The sequence below is a fragment of the Streptomyces cinereoruber genome (assembly GCF_009299385.1).
Taxonomy (GTDB): Bacteria; Actinomycetota; Actinomycetes; order Streptomycetales; family Streptomycetaceae; genus Streptomyces; species Streptomyces bikiniensis.
On the sequence record NZ_CP023693.1, the window covers coordinates 6,487,813 to 6,511,269 of the forward strand.

The following is a 23,457-nucleotide window of genomic DNA, read 5'->3' on the forward strand; positions in this document are numbered from 1 at the left end:
GCCGCCCCGGGGCGGTCACCGGCATCAAGGATGCGTCAAGATTGCCGGAAACCGGAAACGCGAACAAGTGGATGGCCGTGCCACGATGTTTCCACGGAGGGCACGTCCACCGGCGGATGCCGTGGACGGGCAGCGGCAGCCGCGCGTCGAGGGGGAGGGGAGCACGATGAGTGAGTCCCCGACCGATGCCCGCTTCCCGGCCGGCGCCCTCGCCCCGGCCCGTGAACGCTTCACGGCCGGTACCCGCTTCCCGGCCGGCCGCCGCTCCCCGACCGCGCCGGCGCGCCGTGGTCTCGCACGGCGTACGGCGAAGCTCTTCCCCGACGAACCGTAGCCGTCCCGGGAGGCTCCGGCCTCCGGGCACGGGGCCTGCCCACGCGGGACGGCCCCGGCGCGGCCGACCCTCGGCCGGCGGCGCGGACGCGGTGCCGCCACACCCCCAACCACCTTCATACACACGGGGTTTCACATGGATGCCATCACCATGGGCATCGGCGTGCTCGTCGCCGTTGTCCTGCTCTTCGCCCTCGTCCTGGTCTTCGTGGTCAGCCGGCTGTTCCGCAAGGTGGAGCAGGGCAAGGCGCTGATCGTCTCGAAGATGCGGAAGGTCGACGTCACCTTCACCGGACAGGTCGTCCTGCCCGTGCTGCACAAGGCCGAGGTCATGGACATCTCGGTCAAGACGATCGAGATCTCCCGGACCGGCCGCGACGGCCTGATCTGCCGGGACAACATCCGCGCCGACATCCGGATCTCCTTCTTCGTCCGCGTCAACAAGACCGTCGAGGACGTCATCCGGGTCGCCCAGGCCATCGGCACCGCCCGCGCCAGCGACAAGGACACCCTCCAGGAGCTGTTCAACGCCAAGTTCTCCGAGGCCCTCAAGACCGTCGGCAAGCAGCTCGACTTCACCGACCTCTACACCAAGCGCGAGGAGCTGCGCTTCCGGATCATCGAGATCATCGGCATCGACCTCAACGGCTACAGCCTGGAGGACGCGGCCATCGACTACCTGGAGCAGACCCCGCTCGCCCAGCTCGATCCCGGCAACATCCTCGACGCCCAGGGCATCCGCAAGATCACCGAGCTGACCGCCGCCGAGAACGTGCGCACCAACGAGTTCCGCCAGCACGAGCAGAAGGAGATCACCCGGCAGAACGTCGACGCCCGCGAGGCCATCCTGGAGCTGGAGCGGCGCCAGGCCGACGCCGAGATCAAGCAGAAGCGCGAGATCGACACCGTACGGGCCCGCGAGGAGGCCGAGACCGCCCGGGTGGTGGAGGAGGAGCGGCTGCGGGCGCAGAGCGCCTTCCTGAAGACCGAGGAGCAGCTCGGCATCCAGCGCGAGAACCAGGCCCGCGAGGTCGCGGTCGCGCAGAAGAACCGCGAGCGGGTCATCGCCGTCGAGAACGAGCGGATCGAGAAGGACCGCCTCCTGGAGGTCATCGCCCGCGACCGGGAGACCGAGCTGACCCGCATCTCCGCCGAGAAGGAGGTCGAGGCGGAGCGCCGGGACATCGCCGAGGTGATCCGCGAGCGGGTCGCGGTGGACCGTACGGTCGCCGAGCAGGAGGAGTCCATCAAGCGGCTGCGGGCGGTCGAGGAGGCCGAGCGCAACCGCCAGGCCGTCGTCATCGCCGCCGAGGCCGAGGCCCAGGAGAAGCTGGTCAAGGACATCAAGGCCGCGGAGGCCGCCGAGCAGGCCGCCGTGCACCGGGCCGCCGAGGAGCTGACCCTCGCCGAGGCCCGCAACAAGGCCGCCGACATGGACGCCCGCGCCAAGATGCGCCTCGCCGAGGGCATCCAGGCCGAGGCCGCCGCCGAGGGGCTCGCGGCGGTCCAGGTCCGCGACAAGGAGGCCGACGTCATCGAGAAGGCCGGCCGCGCGGAGGCCGGGGCCACCGAGGCCCGGCTGCGCGCCGAGGCCGCCGGCGCCCGCGAGAAGGCGCTCGCCGAGGCCGAGGGCGCCAGGGAGAAGGCCCTCGCCGAGGCCACCGCGATCGGCGAGAAGCTGAAGGCCGAGGCCGCGGGCCTCACCGAGAAGGCGGCGGCGATGGCCGCCCTGGACGAGGCGTCCCGCACGCACGAGGAGTTCCGCCTGCGCCTGGAGGCCGAGAAGGACGTCCGGCTCGCCGGCCTCGACGTGCAGCGCCAGGTCGCCGAGGCGCAGGCCACCGTCCTCGCCACCGGCCTGGAGAACGCCGACATCAACATCGTCGGGGGCGAGTCCGTCTTCCTCGACCGGCTCGTGCAGTCCGTCTCGCTCGGCAAGTCCGTGGACGGCTTCGTCGGCCACTCGCAGACCGCGCAGGCCCTCGCGGGGCCCTGGCTGGACGGCTCGCAGCCCTTCACCGAGGACCTGACGAACGTCCTCGGCTCGCTCTCCAGCTCCGACGTGCGCGACCTCAGCGTCTCGGCGCTGCTCGCGAAGCTCATGAAGTCCGGCGCGCTCGACGGCCACCTGCCGACGCCGTCCGCGCCGGTCGAGACCGCCGCGCTGAACGGCGCGGCCAAGGGCTGACCGCCCACGGGGGTGGCGGTCGGCACGGGTCCGGTGCCGGCGAACGGGGGAGTGGCCGGCACCGGACCCGCAGTCACTACGGTACAAGGGAGCACAGGGATGAGCGGCGGAATCGACCAGGACACGTACGCGGTGCTCCGCGACCGCCTCACCGCGCAGGCCGGCGAACTGGCCCGGCGCGCCGAGGCGCTCAACACCGCCCGTACCGCCGCCTTCGGCTCCGGCGGGCTCGCCCTCACCCGCACCGACCGGGTCCGCACCGAACGCCCCGGGGTGCTCCTCGACGTCGCCGCAGTCGGGGACGACGTCCTGCTGTTCGGCGGCCGCGCGGTCGCCACGGGCGGTGAGGGGCCGGCGGTCGCCGACGTCCTCACCCTGCACGACCGGAACCTGAACCAGCTGCCCGGGGACGCGGTCCCCGGCCTCCTGGACGACCCCGGCTTCGTCCGCGAGTTCGCCGCGCTGCACCGCTACTTCCGGGGCGCGCGGCTGCTCCGGCTGCGGCGCGTCGAGGACCGGCTCCTCGCCGTCTTCCGCACCGGGGAGAAGGCCGACGACCTGCGGGTGCTGCGCTGGGCCCTCGAACCGTCCGGCGGGGCCCGGTTCCTCGACGCCCGGGGCGAGCGCGACCACGCCTTCCCGCCCCCGCACGACCTGGACTGGACGGAGAGCACCCGGGACGACCACGTCTCCGGCCGGCACCCGCACATCTCGCTCGGCGGACGGCTGTACGTCTCCACGACCGGCGGGGCGCTCACCGTCAAGACGGAGAACGACCCCGAGACCGCCGACGGGATCCACTCGGAGCCGGTCGCCGAGCCGCTGCAGTCCCTCGCCGACGCCGAGGTCGCCCACGCCGTCGTCGGCGCCCTGACCCTGATCCGGGTCCGCCCGTACAAGGAAGACGCCGTCCGGTACCTCGTCTTCAACGCGCTGACCGGGAGCGTCGTCCGGCTCGACGGCATCGGGCAGGCCTGTCTGAGGCTGCCCGACGACGAGGGCGTCGTCTTCCCCGGCGGCTACTGCCTTTCGTCCGGGGCCGTGAAGACCTTCGACACCGACACGTCCGGCCTCGCCTTCGAGCGGGCGGTCCGCTCGCCCAACGGCGAGGACCTGCTCTTCGCCTTCCACGCCGAGGCGGAGGGCCGCGGCCTCCTCCTGCCGTACAACCTGATCCGCAAGGAGATCGCCGCCCCGCTCGCCTGCCGGGGACACGCGCTGCTGGACGACGGGACGATGGTCGTCCTGCGCGGCGAATCCGGCGAATCCGGCGAACCCGGCCGGGTCCACCCCGTGCAGGTCTGGGCGACGCCGTACGTCTCCGACACGCACGTGGCCCCCGTGAGCGACGACCCGCTGGCCCGCATCGGCAACGCGGACCTCGTCCGGGGCGTCTCCGACTGCCTGTCGATCGCCCGGCAGGCCACCGAACTCACCCCCGCCGGCGAGGTGTACGAGGCGCTCGTCGCCGCCTGCGAGCGGGCCACCGACGTCCACCACTGGCTGGGCGACCCGGAGACCGGCGACCTGCGCACCCCGCTCACCGCGCTCCGGGACACCGCCGGACAGGTCCTCGACGAGTTCGCCACCGTCACCACCCTCACCCGGCAGGCCGCCGACGCCCTCGCCGAGACCACCGAGCGGATCGCCCGGCTCGTCCGGCGCGTCCGCGGCGAGGCGCCCGCCACGGCGGAGGAGTGGATCTCCCGCATCACCGAACTCCGTCGCTCCCAGGGCCATCTGGTGACCCTGAAGGAGATGCGGTACGCCGACACGGACGCGATCGACGCCCTCGCGGCGGACGTCGAGTCCGACATCGCCGCGGCCGGCCGGCGGGCCGTCGCCTTCCTGCGCGGCGAGGACGCCTTCGTCGCGCAGCACGCCGAGGCGGAACGGCTCGCCGCCGAGGCCGGGGAGGTCGCCACCGTCGCCGGGACAGGACCGGTCGGCGACCTGATCGAGGAGCGGACCACCGGCCTGCGCACCCTCAGCGAGATCGTCGCCGGGCTCGACATCGGCGACGCCACCGTCCGCACCGCGATCCTGGGCCGCGTCGCCGACGTCCTGGGCGCCCTGAACCGCGCCCGCGCCGTCCTCGCCGCCCGGCGCGCCGAACTCCTCGACCGGGAGGGCCGGGCGGAGTTCGCCGCCGAACTCGCCCTGCTCGGCCAGGCCGTCACCGGCGCGCTCGCCGCCGCCGACACCCCCGACCACTGCGACGACCAGCTCGGCCTCCTGCTCCTCCAGCTGGAGAACCTGGAGTCCCGCTTCGCCGAGCACGACGGCTTCCTCGCGGACATCGCCGAGCGGCGCACCGAGGTCTACGACGCCTTCACCGCCCGCAAGCAGTCCCTCCAGGACGCCCGCGCCCGCCGCGCCGAGCGCCTCGCCGGTTCGGCCGACCGCGTCCTGGAGGCCGTCGCCCGCCGGGCCGCGACCCTGACCGACCTGGACGAGGTGCACACGTACTTCGCCTCCGACCCGGTGGTCGCCAAGGTCCGGCGCACCGCCGCCGAACTCCGCGAACTCGGCGACCAGGTACGGGCCGAGGAGCTGGAGGGCAGGCTCGGCGCCGCCCGCCAGGAGGCCGGGCGCGCGCTGCGCGACCGCACCGAGCTGTTCTCCGACGGCGGAGACACCCTCCGCCTCGGCAGGCACCGCTTCGCCGTCAACCGGCAGGCACCCGAACTCACCCTCGTCCCGTACGGGGACACCCTCGCCCTCGCCCTCACCGGGACCGACTACCGCGCGCCCGTCACCGATCCGGAGTTCGCCGCGACCCGCCCGTTCTGGGACCGGACGCTGCCCTCCGAGTCGCCCGCCGTCTACCGGGCCGAGCACCTGGCGGCCCGGCTGCTCGCCGAGCACGGCGCGGCCGGCCTCGCGGGCGCCGACCTGCCCGCGCTGACCCGGTCCGCCGCCGAGGCCGCCTACGACGAGGGGTACGAGCGCGGCGTCCACGACCACGACGCGGCGGCGATCCTGGACGTGCTCCTCGGCCTCCGCGAGAAGGCCGGACTGCTGCGGTACCCGGCGGCGGCCCGGGCCGCCGCCCAGCTCTTCTGGGCCCACACGGCCGACGAGGAAGCCCGCGACCAGTGGACCCGCCGCGCGGTCTCGCTGACCCGCGCCCGCGACCTCTTCGGCGCCGCGCCGGCCGTCGACGGACTGCGCGCCGAACTGGCCGGGGAGATCGGCGACCCGGTGGCCGCCGCGTACCTGGTCGAGGAGCTGGCCGCCGCCCCGAGCGGCTTCGCCGTCTCCGACGCGGCCCGCACCCTCCTCGCCGCGTTCCGCCGCGCCGTGGGCGGTTCCGCGTACGACGACGCCCTCGCCGGGCTCACGGACCTCGGCGCACGGCGCCAGCTGGTCGAGGCCTGGCTCACCGCCTACGCCTCCGCCACCACCTCCGGCGCACCGCTCGACGGGGGAACGCTCGACAGGGGAGTGCTCACCGAGGCCGTCGCCGTCGAGCTCTGCCCCGGACTCGAACGGTACGAGGTCGACGCCCCGACCGCCGCGACGGTCACCGGCCTCCTGGGCGCCCACCCCCGCGTCCGCGACCGCGCGCTCGACGTGCGGCTGGACGAATTCCTCGCCAGGACGAGGGAGTTCGCCGAAAGCGACGTGCCCGCCTTCCGCGCCTACCAGGAGCGCAGGGCCGAACTGGTCGCGGCCGAGCGCGCCCGCCTCCGCGTGGACGAGTACCGCCCCCGCGTCATGTCCTCCTTCGTCCGCAACCGGCTCGTGGACGAGGTCTACCTGCCGCTCGTCGGCGACAACCTCGCCAAGCAGCTCGGCGCCGCCGGGGACGCCAAGCGCAGCGACTCCCACGGCCTGCTGCTGCTCCTCTCCCCGCCCGGCTACGGCAAGACCACCCTGATCGAGTACGTCGCCGACCGCCTCGGCCTGCTCCTCGTCAAGGTCGACGGACCGGCCCTCGGACAGCGGACCACCTCCCTCGACCCGGCCGAGGCGCCCGACGCCACCGCCCGCCGGGAGCTGGAGAAGATCGCCTTCGCGCTGGAGGCCGCCAACAACGTCCTGCTGTACGTGGACGACATCCAGCACACGTCGCCGGAGTTCCTCCAGAAGTTCATCCCGCTCTGCGACGCCACCCGCACCCTGAACGGGCACGACCTGCGCGGCAAGCGCTTCGCCGTCTGCATGGCCGGCAACCCGTACACCGAGTCCGGGCAGGCCTTCCGGGTGCCCGACATGCTCGCCAACCGGGCCGACGTGTGGAACCTCGGCGACGTCCTGACCGGCAAGGAGGACGTCTTCGCGCTCAGCTTCGTGGAGAACGCCCTCACCTCCCACCCGGCCCTCGCCCCGCTCGCCGGCCGCGACCGGGCCGACCTGGAACTGCTCGTCCGGATCGCGGCCGGCGACCCGACCGCGCGCCGCGACCGGCTCGCCCACCCGTACGCCCCGGCCGAACTGGAGCGGATCCTCGCCGTCCTCGGCCGGCTCCTCACGGCCCGCGAGACGGTCCTCGCCGTCAACGAGGAGTACATCGCCTCCGCCGCCCGGAACGACGCGGCCCGCACCGCGCCGCCGTTCCGGCTCCAGGGCTCGTACCGCACCATGAACAAGATCGCGGCCCGGATCTCGCCCGCCATGAACGACGCCGAGCTGGCCGCCGTGATCGACGACCACTACACCGCCGAGGCGCAGACCCTCACCACCGAGGCCGAGGCCAACCTGCTCCGCCTCGCCGAACTGCGCGGCACCCTCACGCCGGAGCAGGCCGCGCGCTGGGCCGAGGTGAGCGCCGCGTACGTCCGCGAGCGGGCCCTCGGCGGCGCCGAGGACGATCCCCTCGCCCGCGCGGTCGCCGCCCTCGGGCTGCTCGCCGACCGGGTCGCCGCCGTCGAGTCGGCGATCGACCGGGTGGCCGATCCGAGGAACCTGCTGCGGGCCCCGCACCACGGATGAGGGAGACGGTCACATGAGGAGCGCGCCCGGGTCCCGGACCAGCGGAGCCGTACCGACGGAGTTGCTCACGTTGAAGGTGACGCTCCCCGCCCGGTAGCGGTCCTCGGTCCACTCGATGGGGCGGCCGTCCGGATTGCTGGTGAGGTGGCGCTGGCGCAGGAGGGGGCTGCCCCGGCGGACCCGGAGCAGCCGGGCGTCGTCGCTGCCGGCCGGCACGGCGTCGATCAGGTGCTCGCCGTAGTGGGCGACGATCCCGGCCTCCTCCGCCATGCTGTCCATGATCGAGACGCAGTCGACCGGCAGGGCCTCGACCGCGGGGGCGACCCAGGCCGCGTACGCGGTGCGCTCCACCATCACCGGCTCCCCGTCCAGGTACCGCAGCCGCAGCACGTCCAGGACCCCGGCCCCCTCCGGCAGGACGAGCCGGCGCGCCTCCTCGGGGGTGGCGGGCCGGCGCTCGCGGTGCAGGAAGCGGCTCGTGGCCCGGTAGCCCATGGCCCGCGCCCACTGGGCGAAGCTGTGCAGCTCGGCGAAGCTGTGCCGGCGCTCGCGGCGCAGCACGATCCGGCGGGCGCCCTGCCGGGAGCCGATCAGCCCCTCCGAGGTGAGGAGGGCGACGGCCTGGCGCACGGTGCCGCGCGAGGCGGACCAGCGGTCGGCGAGGTCGCTCTCGGACGGCAGGCGGGCGCCGACGGGGTACTCGCCGCTGAGGATCGAGCGGCGGAGTCCCTCCGCGATCTCCACGTAGAGCGCCGTCACGGCCTCCCCCTTCTCGCACGTGGCTGCGCACACCCGGTCACGGAGCGCGCCGTCCTTCCGTCCACCCTAACCCGAGGTACGGGAACGGGGCAGGTCGCCAGGTGTCCTCAACTCACCTCAGTTCACCTGGGGTTCACCGCCACCGGCTCTTCCGGGAGGCGTGGCGGAGCCGACACGCGCCGTTCACCCGCCGGACAGGAGGCACGGGCGAACTGGGGGCGTCTTGTCCAGACAAGTTCCATCCCCGCTCCGGACAAGCCCCACCCTCGCTCCTGGGAGAACCCGTGCGCAGAACCCCCGTCCGCGGTGCCGCCGTCCTGCTCGGCGCCGTCGTCCTCACCACCGTCACCGCCTGCGGCGCCGCCCCCGAGGGCGAGGCCGGCACGAAGGGCGACGGCGCGAAGGCCGCCACCGCGACCTCCGCCGAGGGCTTCGGCGGCCTGGACGCCCTCGCCGCGGCGGCCAAGAAGGAAGGCGCGCTCCACGTCATCGCGCTGCCGCCGGACTGGGCCAACTACGGCGAGCTGATCGAGGCGTTCGAGAGGAAGTACGGGATCAAGGTCGAGAGCGAGAACCCGGACGCCTCCAGCGCCGACGAGATCGCCGCCGTCAAGTCCCGCAAGGGCCAGAAGCGCGCCCCCGACGTCCTCGACCTGGGCATCGCCTTCGCCCGCAGCGGCGCCGACGAAGGCCTCTTCGCCCCGTACAAGGTCCAGGCCTGGGACAAGATCCCCGCGGGTCAGAAGGACGAGGCCGGCCGCTGGTACAACGACTACGGCGGCTACGTCTCCATCGGCTGCGACGCCAAGCGCATCCCGAACTGCCCGACGACCTTCGCCGACCTCCTCAAGCCCGAGTACAAGGGCAAGGTCGCCCTCAACGGCAACCCGACCAAGTCCGGCTCGGCCTTCGGCGGCGTCTACGCGGCCGCCCTCGCCAACCAGGGCTCCTTCGCCGACATCCAGCCCGGCATCGACTTCTTCGGCGAGCTGAAGAAGAGCGGCAACTTCATCCCCGTCGAGTCCACCCCGGCCACCGTCGAGAAGGGCGAGACGCCCATCAGCATCGACTGGGACTACCTCAACGCCGGCTACGCCGACCAGTTCCGCTCCAAGGGCGTCGACTGGAAGGTCGCCGTCCCCACCGACGGCGTCTACGCCCAGTACTACTCCCAGGCCATCAACAAGGACGCCCCGCACCCGGCCGCCGCCCGCCTGTGGATGGAGTTCCTCTACAGCGCCGAGGGCCAGAACCTCTGGCTCAAGGGCTACGCCCGGCCCGTGCTGCTCCCGGCCATGACCGCCGACGGCACAGCCGACAAGACCTTCGTCGCCAAGCTCCCGAAGGTCGAGGGCCCCCCGTCCTTCCCGGCCTCCGCCGAACTCGACAAGGCCAAGGCCACCCTCGCCGAGAAGTGGGACAAGGCCGTCTCCTGATGTCCTCCGCCTCCTCCACCCCGGGAAACACCGCGGAAAGCCCCACGGGAACCGCCGGCGGCACCCGCCGCCGGCGGCGCGGGCCCCGCCCCTGGCTCGCCGCCCTCCCGCTGATCGCCTTCACCGCCCTCTGCTTCGGGCTCCCGCTCGGCGCCCTCCTGTACGGGGCCGTGACCCGCACCGACCCGGCCACCGGCGCCACGACCGCGACCGGCGAGCACCTGGCCCGCTCCCTCCAGGGCCCCTACCTCGGCTCCCTGATCGGCAGCGTGCAGCTCTCCGCCCTCACCGCGCTCCTCGGCGCCGTCCTCGGCGTCCTCATCGCCCAGGCCGTCGTCACCTCCCGCTCCCGGGCCCTGCGCGGCGCGGTCCTCACCGCCTCCGGCGTCCTCGCCAACTTCGGCGGCGTCCCGCTCGCGTTCGCCTTCATCGCGACCCTCGGCATCTCCGGCGTCGTCACGCAGCTCGCCGACCTCACCTCCCTCGGCTGGAACCTGTACTCGTTCACCGGCCTCGCCGTCGTCTACCTGTACTTCCTGACCCCGCTGATGGTCCTGGTGATCACTCCCGCCCTGGACGGCCTGCGGCCCCAGTGGCGCGAGGCCGCGCGGAACGCGGGCGCCGACGGACGGCAGTACTGGCGCCACGTGGCCCTCCCGGTCCTCGCGCCCTCGCTGCTCGGCGGGTTCGTGCTGCTCTTCGGCAGCGCCTTCGCCGCCCACGCGACGGCCGCCGCGCTCGTCGGCGGCTCCGTCCCCCTGGTCACCCTGAAGATCGCCGACGCGCTCTCCGGGAACGTCCTGGTCGGCCAGGAGAACGTCGCCCTCGCCCTCGGCCTCGACATGGTCCTCGTCGCCGGACTCGTCATGGCCCTCTACCTCCCCCTCCAGCGCAGGAGCGCCCGATGGCTGCGATGACCCCCACCGCCCCGGAGACCGGGGCACGGGTGGCCCGGCCCGCCACTCCCGTACGGAGCCCCCGCCGGCGCCCCCGCGTGTGGCGCGGACTCGTCCTCGGCCTCGGCGGCGCGTACTTCCTGGTCCCGCTGATCGCCTCGTTCGTGTTCACGGTCCACACCCCCGGCCAGGGCGTCTCCTTCGCCGCGTACACCGAACTCCTGGGCGCCGAGGGCTTCCTGAGCAGCCTGCTGCTCTCCCTCGGGCTCGCGGCCGCCACCATCGCGCTGTCCCTGCTGCTCGCCGTGCCCGCCCTGGTGGCCGTCCGGCTCGGCGCGCCCCGGCTGCGCCCGGTGATCGAGGTGCTGTGCACGCTGCCGCTCGTGGTGCCGCCGATCGCCCTGGTCACCGGCATCACCACGGTCCTGCGCTGGGGCCCCGACCACCTTTCGCGGACCCCGCTCTACCAGACGTTCCTCGCCGTCCAGAACGAGGACTTCCCCGTCGTCCTGGTCCTCGCGTACACCGTCATGGCCCTGCCGTTCGTGTACCGCTCCCTCGACGCCGGGCTGCGCGCCGTCGACGTCCCGACCCTGGTCGAGGCCGCCCGGAACTGCGGGGCGGGCCGTACGTACGTGATGCTCCGCGTGATCCTGCCCAACCTGCGCCCCTCGCTCGCGGGGGCCGCCTTCCTCACCCTGGCCCTGGTCCTCGGCGAGTTCACCGTCGCCTCGCTCCTCGGCTTCCGGCCCTTCGCGGTCTGGATCGTCTCCATCTCCGGCGCCCAGGCCCGCATGTCGGTGGCCGTCTCCCTGCTCAGCCTGCTCGTCACCTGGGCCCTGCTGCTCGTCCTGTCCCGGGCGGGAACAGCGCCGACCAGCGCGCCCGGAGAGGCCCGCACCCCTCGCCGTACCTCCCGCCGTACCTCCTCCAAGGAGTCCTGACCGATCATGACCTCAGCAACAGCGGAACGGACGGGGACCGCCCCCGTCACCGGGGCCCGCGTCGAATTCCGCGGCCTGCGCCGTTCGTTCGGCGCCACCACCGCCCTCGACGGCCTCGACCTGACGGTGGAGCCGGGTGAACTCCTCGCCCTGCTCGGCCCGTCGGGCTGCGGCAAGACCACCGCCCTGCGCGTCCTCGCCGGCTTCGAGCGGCCCGACGCGGGCGAGGTCCTCGTGGACGGCGCCGACATCACCCACGTGCCGGCCCACCGCCGCGACGCCGGGATGGTCTTCCAGTCGTACAGCCTCTTCCCGCACCTCACCGCCCGCGACAACGTCGCCTTCGGCCTGCGCGTACGGAAGGCCGGGGCGGCCGAGCGGCGCGCCCGCGCCGCCGAACTCCTCGACCTGGTGGGCCTGCCGCAGCACGGCGACCGCTACCCGCACCAGATGTCGGGCGGCCAGCAGCAGCGCGTGGCCCTGGCCCGCGCCCTCGCCCTGCGCCCCCGCGTCCTGCTCCTGGACGAACCGCTCTCCGCGCTCGACGCCAAGGTCCGTCTCGGCCTCCGGGAGGAGATCCGGCGGCTCCAGCTCGACCTCGGCATCACCACGGTCTTCGTGACCCACGACCAGGAGGAGGCGCTGTCCATGGCGGACCGCGTCGCCGTCCTCAACGCCGGGCGCCTCGAACAGTGCGCGACTCCGGCCGAGTTGTACCGGCGCCCCGCGACCGCGTTCGTCGCCTCGTTCATCGGCACCATGAACCGGCTGCCGGGCCGCCTCGCGGACCCCGGGCTCGTGGAGGTCGCGGGCACCCGGCTGCCCGTCGACGGCGAGGCGCCGAAGGGCCCCGGGGTGGACGTGCTCGTGCGCCCCGAGAACCTCACCGTGGCCGAGGACCCCGACGGCGACGTGACGGTGGTCTCCACCTCCTTCCTCGGCCCGGTCACCCGCGTCCACCTCGACCATGCGGGTACGCCCGTCAAGGCCGACCTGCCGTCGCGGGACGCCGGGGCGCTCGCCCCGGGCGTGCGCGTCGCCCTCGGCGTCGTCCACCACCCCGCCCTCGTCGTGGCGAGGAGCACGGGATGAGCGAACTCGCCGCCGTCCTCCTCGACATGGACGGCACCCTCGTGGACACCGAGACCCTCTGGTGGGACGCCGCCGAGGAGGTCGCCGCCCGGCTCGGCCACCGCCTGACGGCCGCCGACGCCCCCGAGGTCGTCGGCCGCGCCGTCGAGGACACCGCCGCCCACCTCGTACGGGCCACGGGCATGGCGGGCACGGCCGGGGTCGCCTCCGCGCTCACCACCGCGTTCCGCCGGCGCGTCGACGCGGGCGCCCCGCTGCGCCCGGGAGCGGGACGGCTGCTCGCCGAACTGGAGCGCGAGGGCGTGCCGTTCGCCCTGGTCAGCGCCTCGCCCCGGTCGGTGGTCGACGCGGTGACCGGCGGCGCGCTCGCCCGCGTCCCGTTCGCCTTCACCCTCTCGGCCGACGACACCGCCCGTACGAAGCCGCACCCCGACCCGTACCGAACGGCCGCCCGGCGCCTGGGAGTTCCGGTGGAGGCCTGCGTCGCGGTCGAGGACTCGCCGGACGGAACCGCCTCGGCCGACGCGGCGGGCTGCGTCGTCCTGGTCGTCCCCTCGCTGCTCCCGGTGGAGCCGGGGCCGGGGCGGGTCTTCGCCGAGAGCCTGGAGGAGGTCTCCCTCGCCACCCTGCGCGGCCACGCCCGGCACGGCCGCTCCCCGGCCGTCAGCCCGCCCAGCGTCCCGACATGAACGTGATCGCCAGGACGGTGCTCAGTGGCGCGACCAGGCACAGGTAGGCGATCGCGACCCACCGCCGGCGCACGCTCCAGACGGCGAGGCCGACCCACAGCGGCCACCACAGGAGGGTGCTGCGGGCCACGGACATGTACCAGTACGAGGTGCCGAGCGCCCACAGCGTCAGCGCGAGGTACACGGCCTCCGGCCAGCGCCGCCGCACGAGGAGGACGCCGAGCAGCAGCAGGCCGAGCACCATGGCGAGCAGGTCCGCCTGGAACTGGGCGGCGTAGCCGGTGGCCTGGGTGCGGTCGAAGGCCTCGTGCCAGGTCTGCGACCAGGCCTCCCAGGGGGCGCGGAAGTGCCGGTACCAGCCGCGTTCCTGCGCGTGCTTCCACGCCATGGGGTCGCCGGTCCGCCCGTACAGGTACCAGAAGTAGAGGAGCGCGGGCAGCCCGGGAAGGACGAGCCAGGCGGCGTCGCGCTTCCGGCTCGTCCCTTCGTCCCGCCGCGTCGGCGGGGTCGTCGGGGTCGTCAGGAAGAGGACGACGAGCGCGGCGGCGAGGAACAGTCCGCTGATGCGGACGGTGGTGGCGCCGGCGGCGAGCACCGAGGCGAGGAGCCACCGCTGCCGCCGGGCCGCGAGCCAGGCGGGCAGGGCGAGGGCGAGGAAGAGCGCCTCGCTGTACCCGGCGGCCAGGAAGACCGCGCAGGGCGACACCAGGAGGAACAGGGCGGCGCGGCGGCCCGCGCGGGAGCCGGGCAGGTGCAGCTCGGCGATCCGGGCGAGGGCCACGGCGGCGACGGCCCCGGCGACGAGGGAGACGAGCAGCCCGGCGACGGTCCAGTGCGGTATGAGGACGTGCACGGCGCGCAGGACCAGGGGGAGGCCGGGGAAGAACGCCTCCCGGTTGTCCCCCTCGCCCGGCCCCTCGGGGAAGTAGCCGTCCCTGGCGATGTTGAGGAAGTGCCCCCAGTCCCAGTGCTCGAAGGGCGCGAGGACCGGCGCGGGCACCCGGGCGTCACCGGACGCCGGGAACAGCCAGCGGGTGCAGTACGCGGTCGTCCACACGGCCACCCGCGTCAGCAGGTACAGCCACAGGACCTCGCGGTCGGCGGGGCGGAGGCGGGGCGTCGGAGGCGGGGCCGCCACGGGCGCCGGGCGCACGGGGGAGTCCGCCCGTACGGGGGTGTGCCCGGGGGAGGGGGGTGCCGAGATCGGCATGGATGAGGTCTCTCCGTGAGGAAATGGGTACGCACGGTCACGCCCGTGGGGCGACACGGGCGGGTACGGGGGTACGGGGAAGGGCGGGGCGGCCCGGTCGGTGCGGGCCGCCCCGGGAGCGCGGACGCGGCCGGCCGTCGGGTCTCGGCCGGTCTCTCGATCTCGGCCGGGCCCGTCCGGTCTCGCCAGGGCCTGTCCGGGCCCGTCCGGAAAGGGGGAGGGGGGGCGGGTCAGTCCTGCGGAGGCGTTGTCGTCGCCGTCGCCGTCGGCGGTGTCGTCCGGCCGGAAGTCGTCGGCGGGTAGGTCCGCCGGCCCTCCGTGGTCGTCGTGCTGTCGGGGGTCGGCGGAGCGGTGCTCGCCGTCTCCTGCGGCAGGAGGTCGGAGGGGCTGGTCGCGGGCAGGGCCGGACCGGCGGGCCCGGGGGCGAGGGAGACGGCCGTCGCCAGGCCGAGGAGGGCGACGACGCCCGCCGTGGCCGTGCCGAGGGCCAGCCGACGCCGGTGGGCCCGCCTGCCCCGTTCGACGACCCGGGCGACCGGGAGCGTCGCGGCCTCCCGGCTGCCGTGCTCGGCGGCGGCCCGGAACAGGGCCCTCAGAGAGGGGTCGGAGTGCTCGTTCACCGGGATCCGGCCTCCTGCTCGGTGTCCTTGAGCCGGTCGGCGAGGGCGGCGCGCCCCCGGCCGAGGTGGGTCTTGACGGTGCTGGCGGACAGCCCGGTCTCGCCCGCGATCTGCTCGACGGTGAGGTCGCACAGGTAGTGCAGGGTGACCGTGCGCCGCTGCTGGGCCGGCAGGGTGCGCAGGGCGTCGACCAGGACCACGTGCTCCGGCCCGGGCCCGGCCGCGTGGGACGGGGTCGCCCGCCGGCTCCAGGCGTCGGCCGTACGCCTCCGGAAACGCCACCGGCTCACGGCGAGGCGCCAGGCGACCGTACGGATCCACGCCTCCGGTCCGCTGTCGCGGTCCAGCCGGCGCCGCCGGCTCCAGGCCTTGACGAACGCTTCCTGGACCACGTCTTCAGCCTCCTGCAGATCGCCGAGCATGACGTAGAGCTGCCCGGTGAGCCGCCCGACCGACTGGACGTAGAACGCTTCGAACTCTTCGACGGTCAACGGCAACTCCCGGGTCTCTCGCTTCACCGGGCATACGCCCGGCGCGGCCCCGACGGTCTACACGGTTTCCGAAGAAGGCGCGTGAGCCCGGTCACACCGCGGATCCGCGCGGTCGTCCGCCGAGCGTCGACCCTAAGGCCTGAGGGGTGTCCTGTCGCTCGGGCCTTGGGGGAGGCGTCCCGTACGGGGTGCTCGCTCGGGATCGACACGCGGTCGAAGGCGTCGACGGCGATCACCACCCGGAGCACGGCGGAGACCTCGTCGTCGGCGAGGGCCCGGCGCGTTCGCCGCTCGGGGTCCTCGGGGGCCCCGCCCTGTCCTGGAATCCGTGGGGAACGGGGAAGGTGAAGCGGATGAACTGGTTCTGGGCGGTTCTCATGCTCTTCTGGACCGGCGGCTTCGCGTGGGCGGCGGACAACGTCCGCACCGCCCTGAAGCACCGGCACGAGCGCAAGACGGAGCTGCTGGAGGCCGCCAGGCAGGAACGGCTGGCGATCGAGGCGGCGCACAGGTCGCCGGAGCCCGTGTGCGGATGCACGCACCACCTCGCCAAGCACGACAGGCAGGGCCGGTGCCACGAACGCGTCGAGGTGCCGACCGCCTGGGACGAGAACAAGAAGCCCCTGCGCTACGAGGCCGGGCGGTGCAACTGCCAGCAGTACGTGGGGCCGCAGCCCCTCTCCCGGGTGTTCGCGGAAGAGCTGACGGACCGGGCCTGACCGGATCCGGGCGTACGAGCCCCCGCCCTCAGGGGCTCGCGGGGTCGAAGCCGTGGCGCGGGCTCGCGGACCCACCGGATTCCCGTCGGTAGACGTAGACGGCGGCCGCTCGCACATCGCTGCCGGAGGCCTCGACCCGGCACGGCACGGTCACCTGGATCACGTCGGGGGACCCCCGCACCTCTATGCGTACGCCGTCGGCCGGACCGCCGACGAGAAGGGCGGACCCGTACGCGTGCTCGTCCTCGTTCCTGGGCGTGGTGGCACCTCGAAGGCCGTACGAGACGTCTCCCGCTCCCGTACGGGAGCGGGAGGGCACCGGACCGCGGCGGCCACCCCCGAGCGGCGTGGGGGTGCCGGGCGGAACGGGCGGGAACCACTCGGCGGCGGCAGGACTACTCGGCGGTGGCGGGCGCGGCGAGCGCCTGCGCCCAGCGCGCGTACTTCAGCTCCGCGAGGTCGGCGACCGTCTCGACCCCGAAGGCCTCCCGCAGCAGTTCGCCGTCCCCGTCGGACACGCCCTTGAGCGCGGCGACCGGGGCCGCGAGGATCTCGGGCAGGCTCTTGTCCGCCCACGCCTTGTCCAGCACCTCGTCCAGGTCGATCGAAGCCATGACACCCTCCCGAGGGGAACGAATGAGCACGGTGAAGGACCCGCCCGCCGACACGCGGACGCCCCGCCGCTCCCGTCGCCCCGTCGCGCCGGTCGCCCCCCGGCCCTCGATGCCCGTTCGCCTTTCCTCTACAGTTGAGTAGAGGCCTGTGTGCTTCCACGATCGTCCCCCCGGAGTGAGAAGGAGCGAGCGACCCGCGATGGGTGAGCCTCCTGGTACGCGCCGTGCTCCCACCTGCCCGGACGAGTCGTGCCGGGAAGGGGCGCGCGATGACCGAGGTGCCCTCGTCGCTTCCGGCGCCGGGCTCCGCCCCGGCGTGCGCGCTGCCGACGGCCGCCTCGCCGCCGTCACCGGCGCGACGGGCGACGTCGTCCCGGGCCACGTGACGACGAAGGACGTCCCGGGGGAGCCGGTCGGCCCCGCCGCCGTGTGATCCCGCGCCCTCGTCACGTACCCGCAGATACTCGGGTTCCGATCACCGTCCCCAGAAGGAGCACCTTCTTGTCCGCCAGAACGACCCGCCCCCACGTGCCCGGGGGCGGTGGCCGATGAACGCCGCTCTCGGCCTGCTGGCCGTCCTCGTGCTGACGGCCGGCACCGGCTACTTCGTCGCTCAGGAGTTCGCCTACGTCGCCGCCGACCGCCTCGCGCTCGCCCGGGAGGCCGAAGCGGGCGACGAGCGGGCGGCCCGCGCGCTGAAGGTCCTCGAACGCCTCTCGTTCATGCTGTCGGGCGCACAGCTCGGCATCACCGTCACCGGCCTGGTCGTCGGCTTCCTCGCCGAACCGTCCGTCTCCGCCCTCCTCAGGCCCCTTCTGGAGGGCACGGGCCTGTCCAGTGGCGCGGTCTCCGCGATCTCCGTCGTCCTCGCCTTCGCCCTGGCCACCGTCCTGCAGATGGTCCTGGGCGAACTCGCTCCCAAGAACCTGGCACTGGCGGTGCCCGAGCGGCTGGCCAAGTCGCTGGCCCCCTCCACCCTCCTCTACCTGAAGATCGTCGGCCCGGTCGTCCGCGTCTTCGACGGCGCCGCCAACAAGCTGCTGCGCAAGGTCGGCATCGAGCCGGTCGAGGAGCTGCACCACGGCGCGACGCTGGAGGAGCTGAGCCATCTGATCGGCGAGTCCCACGAGCAGGGCGAGCTGCCATCCGCCACCGCCGAGCTGCTCGACCACGCCCTGGAGTTCTCCGAGCGCACCATGGCCGAGGTCATGGTGCCGCGCGCCGACGCCGTCTTCGTACGCAAGGACGCCACCCTCGCAGAAGCCGTGGAGCTGATCGCCCGGCACGGCCACTCCAACTACCCGGTCCTCGGCGACCACCCCGACGACGTCACCGGCGTCCTCGGCGTGAACGAACTGATGCGCCTGCCGGGGATCGCCTTCGACACCACCACCGCGGGCGAGGCCGCCCGCCGCCCGCTCCTGCTGCCCGACACGCTGCCGCTGCCGAGGGCCGTGGCGCAGATGCGCGAGCGCGACGACGAGTTCGCCGTCGTCCTCGACGAACACGGCGGCGTCGCCGGCGTCGTGACCTACGAGGACATCGCCGAAGAACTCGTCGGCGACATCGCCGACGAGAACGACAGGATCGTCGCCGTCGCCGCCCGGGACGGCGAGGGGTGGCGGGTGGACGCGGGCCGGCGCCTCGACGAGATCGAGCAGGCCACCGGCATCGCCCTGCCCGAGGAGGACGACTACGACACCGTGGCCGGCCTGATCATCGACCGTCTCGGCCGCTTCCCGACCATCGGGGACCGGCTCACCGTGGACGACGTGCGGATCGAGGTCCTCGGCCTCGACCGCCACGTCCCCGAGCGCGTCCGCATCGAGAAGGTCCGCGCCGAGCAGGCCGAGGAGGCCCGGGCATGAGCTTCCCCATGGCACTCTTCGTCACCGTCCTGCTGCTGATCGGCAGCGGATTCTTCGTCGCCGCCGAGTTCGCCCTCGTCGCGGCCAAGCGCCACCGCATCGAGAAGGCCGTCGCCGAGGGGCGGCGCGGCGCCAAGGCGGCGCTCGCCGGTATGCGCGAACTGTCCCTGATGCTCGCCGGAGCCCAGCTCGGCATCACCCTGTGCACCCTCGGCCTCGGCGCGATCTCCAAGCCGGCCGTCTCCCACGAACTCGACCCCCTGCTGGTCGGGCTGGGCCTGCCCGCGGGCCTCAGCTACGGGATCTCCTTCGCCGTGGCCATGATCGTCGTGGTCTTCCTCCACATGGTCGTCGGCGAGATGGCCCCCAAGTCCTGGGCCATCGCCCGCCCGGAGCGCTCGGCCATGCTCCTCACCCCGCTCTTCAGGGCCCTGGTCAAGACCGTGCGCCCGCTGATCTGGCTCCTGAACAAGGTCAGCAACGCGCTCGTGCGCCTGTGCCGCGTCCAGCCCCGCGACGAACTGGCCGCCGTCCACAACCGCGAACAGCTCACCCACCTCGTCGTGGAGTCCGAACGGCTGGGACTGATCAACAAGACCGACTCCCAGCTCATCACCCGCTCGCTGACCGAGCCCCAGACGCCGGTGGCGAGCCTGCAGACCCCGACCGCCGACATCGTCACGGTCCCGGCCGGCGCCGGCCTCGACGCCCTCCTGGCCCGGGCCTCCGAAGCGGGCCGCTCGCGCCTCCTGGTCCGCGACGGCGACCGGTTCCTCGGCTCGGTCCACGCCCGCGACGCCCTGGTCGCCCGCACCCGAGGCCGGGACCTCACCGCCCGCGACCTCGCCCGCCCCGTACCCGAACTGACCACCGCCACCACGGTCTCCGAGGCCGTCGAGCAACTGCGCCGCCGCCGCTCCTCCCTCGCCGTCGTGCGCGACGACGAGGGGACCCTCACCGGGCTGGTCAGCCTCGACGACCTGCTGGTCCGGCTGATGGGCCCGCAGACGACCTGAGGTCCCGGGGGAGCCGGACCCCCGGCCCGTCGTCCGGCCGCGTCGCGGTGGCGGATCCGGTGAGATCACCCGAACGGGGCGTTCCCTTCGGCTGGTGAGGTCGTTGGGGAGTCTGGAATTCCGAAACCGATCACAACCGAAACCGATCACGACCGACCGTTGCTCGCCCGAGCCACCGCGATTCCCTTCGCAGGAACGTATCTGCGACTCCGCTTCGGGGTGGCTCACCGGCTGGGTTCCACACCTCGGCGTGGCGTCCCGCCGACGAGACGCCGCCGGTCGCACCGCAGGAGTGATTCCGGCGGCCCCGTCAGGCCGCGTCCGCGCGCGCGGCGATCGCGTCGAGGAGCAGCCCGAGGGTCGTCTCGAACCGGTCGTCGTCGTCGGCCTCGGCCAAGTAGGGGGCGACGGCGGCCAGATGGGGGTGGAGCGCCGGCGGGACGGCGAGGTACTCCCGGCGCCAGGCCATCCTGTCGCCCTCTCTGGAGCGGCCGTCGAGCGCGGCCGTGGCCGCCTCGTACGAGGAGAGCGCGAGGGCCGTGTCGACCAGGGAACGGTAGTAGCGGGCCGCGTCCCGCTCGTCGAAGCCCGCCGCGCGGAGCGCGCCGACGACCACGTCCGCGCCGCGGAACTCCGCGGCGCGCCGGGACACCCGGGTGGTGGAGAGGAGGGCGACCTGGGGGTGGGCGAGGCAGGCCGCGCGCATCCGTCGCGCCAGCGTCTCCAGCGTCCGCCGCCAGTCGTCCGCCGGCGCGAAGCCGTCGAGGGCCTCTTCGACCAGCCGGTCCGCGAGGCCGAGCAGGATCTCGTCCTTGCCGGAGAAGTGCCGGAGCACCGCGGTGTGGTTCGCGCCCAGCTCGGCGCCGAGACGGCGGAGCGTCAACGCGTCGGGGCCCTCGCGCTCCACCAGGGCGAGGGCGGTGTCCAGGATCCGCTTCTGGTTCAGGGCGGTGGTGGGCGGACGGCCACGGCGGGCTTTCCCCGGAGGCGCGTCCCGCCCTGTGGACTCCGTCATGGCCGCCATCCTACCGGCCGCCACCAGGGCTTCTCCGGTCCGTTCAGCCGTCCTGGGCCAGCCGGGCCGTGAGCGCGGTGAGCGCGGCCACCGTCTCGGCGTCCCGCTCCGGATCGTCGGCCGTCGGCCAGGCGCTGGTCTTCACCACCACCACGTCCGCGACGGGATCGACCCAGAGGAACTGCCCGTGGATGCCCAGGCCGGTGAAGGCCCGGTGCTCCCCGCCCAGCGTCCACCACTGGTTCGCGTACCCGTAGTGGGCGGGCAGGCCGCCGCCGAGGGCCCCGACCTCCAGGTGCGGCAGCCCCGCCCCCCGGCTGCGCTCGGCCCACGCCGCCGGTACGACCCGCCGTCCGTCCCAGATCCCGCCGTGCGCCATCAGCACCCCGAGCCGTGCCAGGTCCCGGACCGTCGCGTTGAACGAGCCGCCGCCGAGCGCCGTGCGCGGACGTCCCCGGGTCAGGAAGTAGTACGCGTCGCTCTCCGCCCCGACCGGCTCCCACAGGCGCCGAGCCGCGTAGCGGGCCAGCGGCGTGCCCGTCGCCGCCTCCAGGACCTGGCCCAGCACCTGGGTGTCCAGGGTGGAGTAGTTGAACGCGGTCCCGGGCTCGGCGGCGCGCGGCAGCGAGCGCAGGACGTCCAGGACCGACCCGCCCCCGGTCACCGCCCGTTCGAAGCGGCCGATCGGCGCGTCGGGGTCGGTGTAGTCCTCGACGCCGCCGGCGCCGCTGCACATGTCGAGGAGGTGTCCGACCGTCGCCCCGTCGTAGGCGGAGCCCGCCAGCTCGGGGAGGTGGGAGACCGCCTGGTCGTCCAGGGAGAGGGCGCCCTCCTCCAGGGCGATGCCCACCAGCATCGACGTCACCGACTTCGTCAGGGAGAACAGCTGGAACCGCGCACCGGGCGAGGCGAAGCGGCCGGGGTAGCTCTCGTGGACCAGGACGCCCCGGTGGACCACGGCGAACCCGGTCGTGTGGGTGCGGCGGTGGAGGTCCTCCAGGGTGCGCCGCCGCCCGTCGAACTCGTAGGAGCACTCCAGGGTCCGTACGCGCCGGACGAACGGCCTCGGCCGCGGGGAACGGGGCACGGTGTCCGTGGGCATCAGGGCCGACATGTGTGTGAACGTCCACTCGTTGACCGGCCGCCCGGTGGCCACCACCCCCTGGTTGCGCCAGAGCCACACCGCCCCCGCGGCCAGACCCGCCCCTGCGACCGCCGCGCCCCCGAGCCCTCGCGCGTTGAGCATCATGCCGTCCTCCACTCTCGCCCCATCATTTCGAACCAATGGTGACACCGATGGTGACGAAAGGGCGAGGAGGGGTCGTGTCGGTGGCCGGTGGCAGGATCGGGGGATGCTGATCGAGGGATACGACGACGGCCCGTTGACGGCGGGCGAACCGCTCCTCGACCGTCCGGGCTTCTGGTCGAACCACCTTCTGGTGCTGTGCGGCTACGGTGACCGCGCCGAGCGGCCGGATCCGGAGTGGTTCGGCGACGACGGCGCCGATGCCGATGCCCTGTCCGAGGTCCTCTTCGATCCCGGGCACTGGCCGGTGTTCCGGGTGCCCGCCGGGACCGGCCCCGGAGCCGTGGTGGTCTACCGCAACCTGGCCGGCGATTACGGCACCGACTACCTCCTCACCGGCCCGGACGGGAGCGGCACCCGGCGGATCGCCCGCTGGGACGCGGACTTCACGGGCGCCGGGCTGACGTGGCGCGAACTGACCGGCATCGCCGACGGCCACCTCTCCACGACCGAACCGACCGAAGAGGCCGAATCGCCCGAACCGGCCGAAGGCGTTCGGGACACCGCGTCCCGCCTCCTCCTGCTCCTCCCCCTCCTCACCGACCCGGAAGTACCGGAAGAGGCCTCGGCACGGGTCGCCACCGCCCTGACCGAGGTCGGCGCGCCCGCGTACACCGCCTCCGCCACGGCGGACCACCTGCTCGCCCACCTCGAGAGAAGATCCCGACACGACCCCGCGTGGGCGTCCCCGCTCAGCGGAGGCCGGGAATGAGCACGGGCCACCCGTCACGCACCGGCCCGCCCCCACCACCCCGGACGCCGTACGCCCCTCACCCCAGCCAGGCTCCGTCGCGCATGACGACCCTCCCGCGCAGTTCCGGCTCGCCCCGCCACGCGCGCACGGTCCCGGGGACCACGCGTACGTACAGGAAGGAACCCTCTTCCGCGCGCGGATCCCAGCCGAACTTGCCGGTGAACGCCCGTGCCGCGTCCGCGGGCACCTCCCGGTCCGGGAAGCACTCCGCCACGCCCTGCAGCAGCACCACGTCGGAGGTGTCCGGCAGTGCCAGGCGCACGCGGGGCTCCGCCCGGACGTTCCGCGCGGTCGCGGAAGCGGCGCCGGTGCACATCCACACCGCCCGCCCGTCCCACAGGAACCACAGCGGCACCTGGTGCGGCCCGTGGTCGGGGTGGGCCGTCGACACCCAGATGTCCCGCTCGGCGCCGAGCCGCTCCAGAGTGTCGCGTACGCGCTCCGCCGTCGGACGGCGGACGATTCCCGTGGTCTCCATGATCACCGACCCTAGCCGCGCGAACCCGAAGCGCGCCCGGGGCGCCGGGCCCGCTCCCCGTGACCGAGAGACACCCGCCTCTCGTCCCGGA

Annotated in this window: 20 protein-coding genes; 12 read left to right on the forward strand and 8 right to left on the reverse strand. The window is 74.0% G+C overall.

The genetic code is table 11. The annotated features are described in order from the left end of the window. Positions 1-166: 166 nt before the first annotated feature. The 3 genes from CP977_RS34240 to CP977_RS29300 all read left to right on the forward strand — a co-directional run bounded on the left by CP977_RS34240 (position 167) and on the right by CP977_RS29300 (position 7,459). Positions 167-334, forward strand: a complete 168-nt coding sequence (locus CP977_RS34240) for a hypothetical protein (protein WP_167308966.1) — start codon at positions 167-169, stop codon at positions 332-334. A 135-nt stretch (positions 335-469) separates the two neighbouring features. Further along, positions 470-2,521 carry a flotillin family protein gene (locus CP977_RS29295; protein WP_079130940.1) on the forward strand — a complete coding sequence of 684 codons (2,052 nt, stop codon included), beginning with the start codon at positions 470-472 and terminating at the stop codon, positions 2,519-2,521. A gap of 99 nt (positions 2,522-2,620) precedes the next feature. After that, positions 2,621-7,459: a DNA repair ATPase gene (locus CP977_RS29300; RefSeq protein WP_152371075.1), complete on the forward strand. Its 4,839-nt coding sequence runs from the start codon at positions 2,621-2,623 to the stop codon at positions 7,457-7,459. Between the two features lie 9 nt (positions 7,460-7,468). On the opposite strand, the gene CP977_RS29305 is transcribed toward CP977_RS29300, so the two are convergent. Further along, positions 7,469-8,218 (reverse strand): GntR family transcriptional regulator, encoded by a 750-nt coding sequence (locus CP977_RS29305; RefSeq protein WP_062756738.1) that lies wholly within the window; start codon positions 8,216-8,218, stop codon positions 7,469-7,471. A gap of 317 nt (positions 8,219-8,535) precedes the next feature. On the opposite strand from CP977_RS29305, the gene CP977_RS29310 reads away from it, so the two are divergent. The 5 genes from CP977_RS29310 to CP977_RS29330 are packed head-to-tail and all read left to right on the forward strand — an operon-like array spanning position 8,536 to position 13,275. Further along, entirely contained in the window at positions 8,536-9,654 is a 1,119-nt protein-coding gene (locus CP977_RS29310) for an ABC transporter substrate-binding protein (RefSeq protein ID WP_183953265.1), read from the forward strand. After that, the gene (locus CP977_RS29315; protein WP_062751086.1) at positions 9,654-10,571 is read left to right on the forward strand and encodes an ABC transporter permease; all 918 of its coding nucleotides are present in this window, start codon (positions 9,654-9,656) and stop codon (positions 10,569-10,571) included. Before CP977_RS29310 ends, CP977_RS29315 begins: the two co-directional genes overlap by 1 nt. Then, positions 10,559-11,494 carry an ABC transporter permease gene (locus CP977_RS29320; protein WP_152371076.1) on the forward strand — a complete coding sequence of 312 codons (936 nt, stop codon included), beginning with the start codon at positions 10,559-10,561 and terminating at the stop codon, positions 11,492-11,494. Before CP977_RS29315 ends, CP977_RS29320 begins: the two co-directional genes overlap by 13 nt. A 6-nt stretch (positions 11,495-11,500) precedes the next feature. Further along, positions 11,501-12,586 (forward strand): ABC transporter ATP-binding protein, encoded by a 1,086-nt coding sequence (locus CP977_RS29325; RefSeq protein ID WP_062751084.1) that lies wholly within the window; start codon positions 11,501-11,503, stop codon positions 12,584-12,586. Beyond that, positions 12,583-13,275 carry an HAD family hydrolase gene (locus CP977_RS29330; RefSeq protein WP_152371077.1) on the forward strand — a complete coding sequence of 231 codons (693 nt, stop codon included), beginning with the start codon at positions 12,583-12,585 and terminating at the stop codon, positions 13,273-13,275. The genes CP977_RS29325 and CP977_RS29330 overlap by 4 nt, the downstream gene beginning before the upstream one ends. On the opposite strand, the gene CP977_RS29335 is transcribed toward CP977_RS29330, so the two are convergent. From CP977_RS29335 to CP977_RS29345, 3 genes are all read right to left on the reverse strand, one after another. After that, positions 13,250-14,485 (reverse strand): mannosyltransferase family protein, encoded by a 1,236-nt coding sequence (locus CP977_RS29335; protein ID WP_152371078.1) that lies wholly within the window; start codon positions 14,483-14,485, stop codon positions 13,250-13,252. The two genes, CP977_RS29330 and CP977_RS29335, sit on opposite strands and share 26 nt — an antisense overlap. Positions 14,486-14,715: 230 nt before the next feature. Then, positions 14,716-15,105: a hypothetical protein gene (locus tag CP977_RS29340; RefSeq protein WP_152371079.1), complete on the reverse strand. Its 390-nt coding sequence runs from the start codon at positions 15,103-15,105 to the stop codon at positions 14,716-14,718. Then, positions 15,102-15,596, reverse strand: coding sequence for a SigE family RNA polymerase sigma factor (locus tag CP977_RS29345; RefSeq protein WP_062751076.1), 495 nt, complete (start codon positions 15,594-15,596; stop codon positions 15,102-15,104). The genes CP977_RS29340 and CP977_RS29345 overlap by 4 nt, the downstream gene beginning before the upstream one ends. A 353-nt stretch (positions 15,597-15,949) precedes the next feature. On the opposite strand from CP977_RS29345, the gene CP977_RS29350 reads away from it, so the two are divergent. Beyond that, on the forward strand, positions 15,950-16,315 hold the full coding sequence (locus tag CP977_RS29350) for a hypothetical protein (RefSeq protein WP_152371080.1): 366 nt from the start codon (positions 15,950-15,952) through the stop codon (positions 16,313-16,315). Between the two features lie 395 nt (positions 16,316-16,710). Here CP977_RS29350 and CP977_RS29360 read toward each other — a convergent pair whose 3' ends face one another. After that, entirely contained in the window at positions 16,711-16,929 is a 219-nt protein-coding gene (locus CP977_RS29360) for a hypothetical protein (RefSeq protein ID WP_152371082.1), read from the reverse strand. Positions 16,930-17,477: 548 nt separating this feature from the next. Here CP977_RS29360 and CP977_RS29365 point away from each other — a divergent pair. Together CP977_RS29365 and CP977_RS29370 are read left to right on the forward strand one after the other, a co-directional pair. Then, on the forward strand, positions 17,478-18,797 hold the full coding sequence (locus CP977_RS29365; RefSeq protein ID WP_152371083.1) for a hemolysin family protein: 1,320 nt from the start codon (positions 17,478-17,480) through the stop codon (positions 18,795-18,797). Continuing rightward, the gene (locus tag CP977_RS29370) at positions 18,794-19,813 is read left to right on the forward strand and encodes a hemolysin family protein (protein ID WP_062751068.1); all 1,020 of its coding nucleotides are present in this window, start codon (positions 18,794-18,796) and stop codon (positions 19,811-19,813) included. The genes CP977_RS29365 and CP977_RS29370 overlap by 4 nt, the downstream gene beginning before the upstream one ends. Before the next feature lie 310 nt (positions 19,814-20,123). On the opposite strand, the gene CP977_RS29375 is transcribed toward CP977_RS29370, so the two are convergent. Further along, on the reverse strand, positions 20,124-20,828 hold the full coding sequence (locus tag CP977_RS29375) for a TetR/AcrR family transcriptional regulator (RefSeq protein ID WP_063915137.1): 705 nt from the start codon (positions 20,826-20,828) through the stop codon (positions 20,124-20,126). Between the two features lie 43 nt (positions 20,829-20,871). Continuing rightward, on the reverse strand, positions 20,872-22,077 hold the full coding sequence (locus CP977_RS29380) for a serine hydrolase domain-containing protein (RefSeq protein ID WP_062756735.1): 1,206 nt from the start codon (positions 22,075-22,077) through the stop codon (positions 20,872-20,874). A gap of 103 nt (positions 22,078-22,180) precedes the next feature. Between CP977_RS29380 and CP977_RS29385 the strand changes: the two genes are divergently transcribed. After that, positions 22,181-22,846, forward strand: coding sequence for a hypothetical protein (locus CP977_RS29385; RefSeq protein WP_152371084.1), 666 nt, complete (start codon positions 22,181-22,183; stop codon positions 22,844-22,846). 58 nt (positions 22,847-22,904) lie between these two features. On the opposite strand, the gene CP977_RS29390 is transcribed toward CP977_RS29385, so the two are convergent. After that, positions 22,905-23,366, reverse strand: a complete 462-nt coding sequence (locus CP977_RS29390; RefSeq protein ID WP_062751062.1) for a pyridoxamine 5'-phosphate oxidase family protein — start codon at positions 23,364-23,366, stop codon at positions 22,905-22,907. Positions 23,367-23,457 lie beyond the last annotated feature (91 nt).

Excerpts from the sequence above, each read along its gene's own strand:
- CP977_RS34240 (WP_167308966.1), top strand. The coding sequence starts at position 167 with ATGAGTGAGTCCCCGACCGATGCCCGCTTCCCGGCCGGCGCCCTCGCC.
- CP977_RS29295 (WP_079130940.1), top strand. The coding sequence starts at position 470 with ATGGATGCCATCACCATGGGCATCGGCGTGCTCGTCGCCGTTGTCCTG.
- CP977_RS29300 (WP_152371075.1), top strand. The coding sequence starts at position 2,621 with ATGAGCGGCGGAATCGACCAGGACACGTACGCGGTGCTCCGCGACCGC.
- CP977_RS29315 (WP_062751086.1), top strand. The coding sequence starts at position 9,654 with ATGTCCTCCGCCTCCTCCACCCCGGGAAACACCGCGGAAAGCCCCACG.
- CP977_RS29320 (WP_152371076.1), top strand. The coding sequence starts at position 10,559 with ATGGCTGCGATGACCCCCACCGCCCCGGAGACCGGGGCACGGGTGGCC.
- CP977_RS29325 (WP_062751084.1), top strand. The coding sequence starts at position 11,501 with ATGACCTCAGCAACAGCGGAACGGACGGGGACCGCCCCCGTCACCGGG.
- CP977_RS29330 (WP_152371077.1), top strand. The coding sequence starts at position 12,583 with ATGAGCGAACTCGCCGCCGTCCTCCTCGACATGGACGGCACCCTCGTG.
- CP977_RS29335 (WP_152371078.1), bottom strand. The coding sequence starts at position 14,485 with ATGCCGATCTCGGCACCCCCCTCCCCCGGGCACACCCCCGTACGGGCG.
- CP977_RS29350 (WP_152371080.1), top strand. The coding sequence starts at position 15,950 with ATGAACTGGTTCTGGGCGGTTCTCATGCTCTTCTGGACCGGCGGCTTC.
- CP977_RS29360 (WP_152371082.1), bottom strand. The coding sequence starts at position 16,929 with ATGGCTTCGATCGACCTGGACGAGGTGCTGGACAAGGCGTGGGCGGAC.
- CP977_RS29365 (WP_152371083.1), top strand. The coding sequence starts at position 17,478 with ATGAACGCCGCTCTCGGCCTGCTGGCCGTCCTCGTGCTGACGGCCGGC.
- CP977_RS29370 (WP_062751068.1), top strand. The coding sequence starts at position 18,794 with ATGAGCTTCCCCATGGCACTCTTCGTCACCGTCCTGCTGCTGATCGGC.
- CP977_RS29375 (WP_063915137.1), bottom strand. The coding sequence starts at position 20,828 with ATGACGGAGTCCACAGGGCGGGACGCGCCTCCGGGGAAAGCCCGCCGT.
- CP977_RS29380 (WP_062756735.1), bottom strand. The coding sequence starts at position 22,077 with ATGATGCTCAACGCGCGAGGGCTCGGGGGCGCGGCGGTCGCAGGGGCG.
- CP977_RS29385 (WP_152371084.1), top strand. The coding sequence starts at position 22,181 with ATGCTGATCGAGGGATACGACGACGGCCCGTTGACGGCGGGCGAACCG.
- CP977_RS29390 (WP_062751062.1), bottom strand. The coding sequence starts at position 23,366 with ATGGAGACCACGGGAATCGTCCGCCGTCCGACGGCGGAGCGCGTACGC.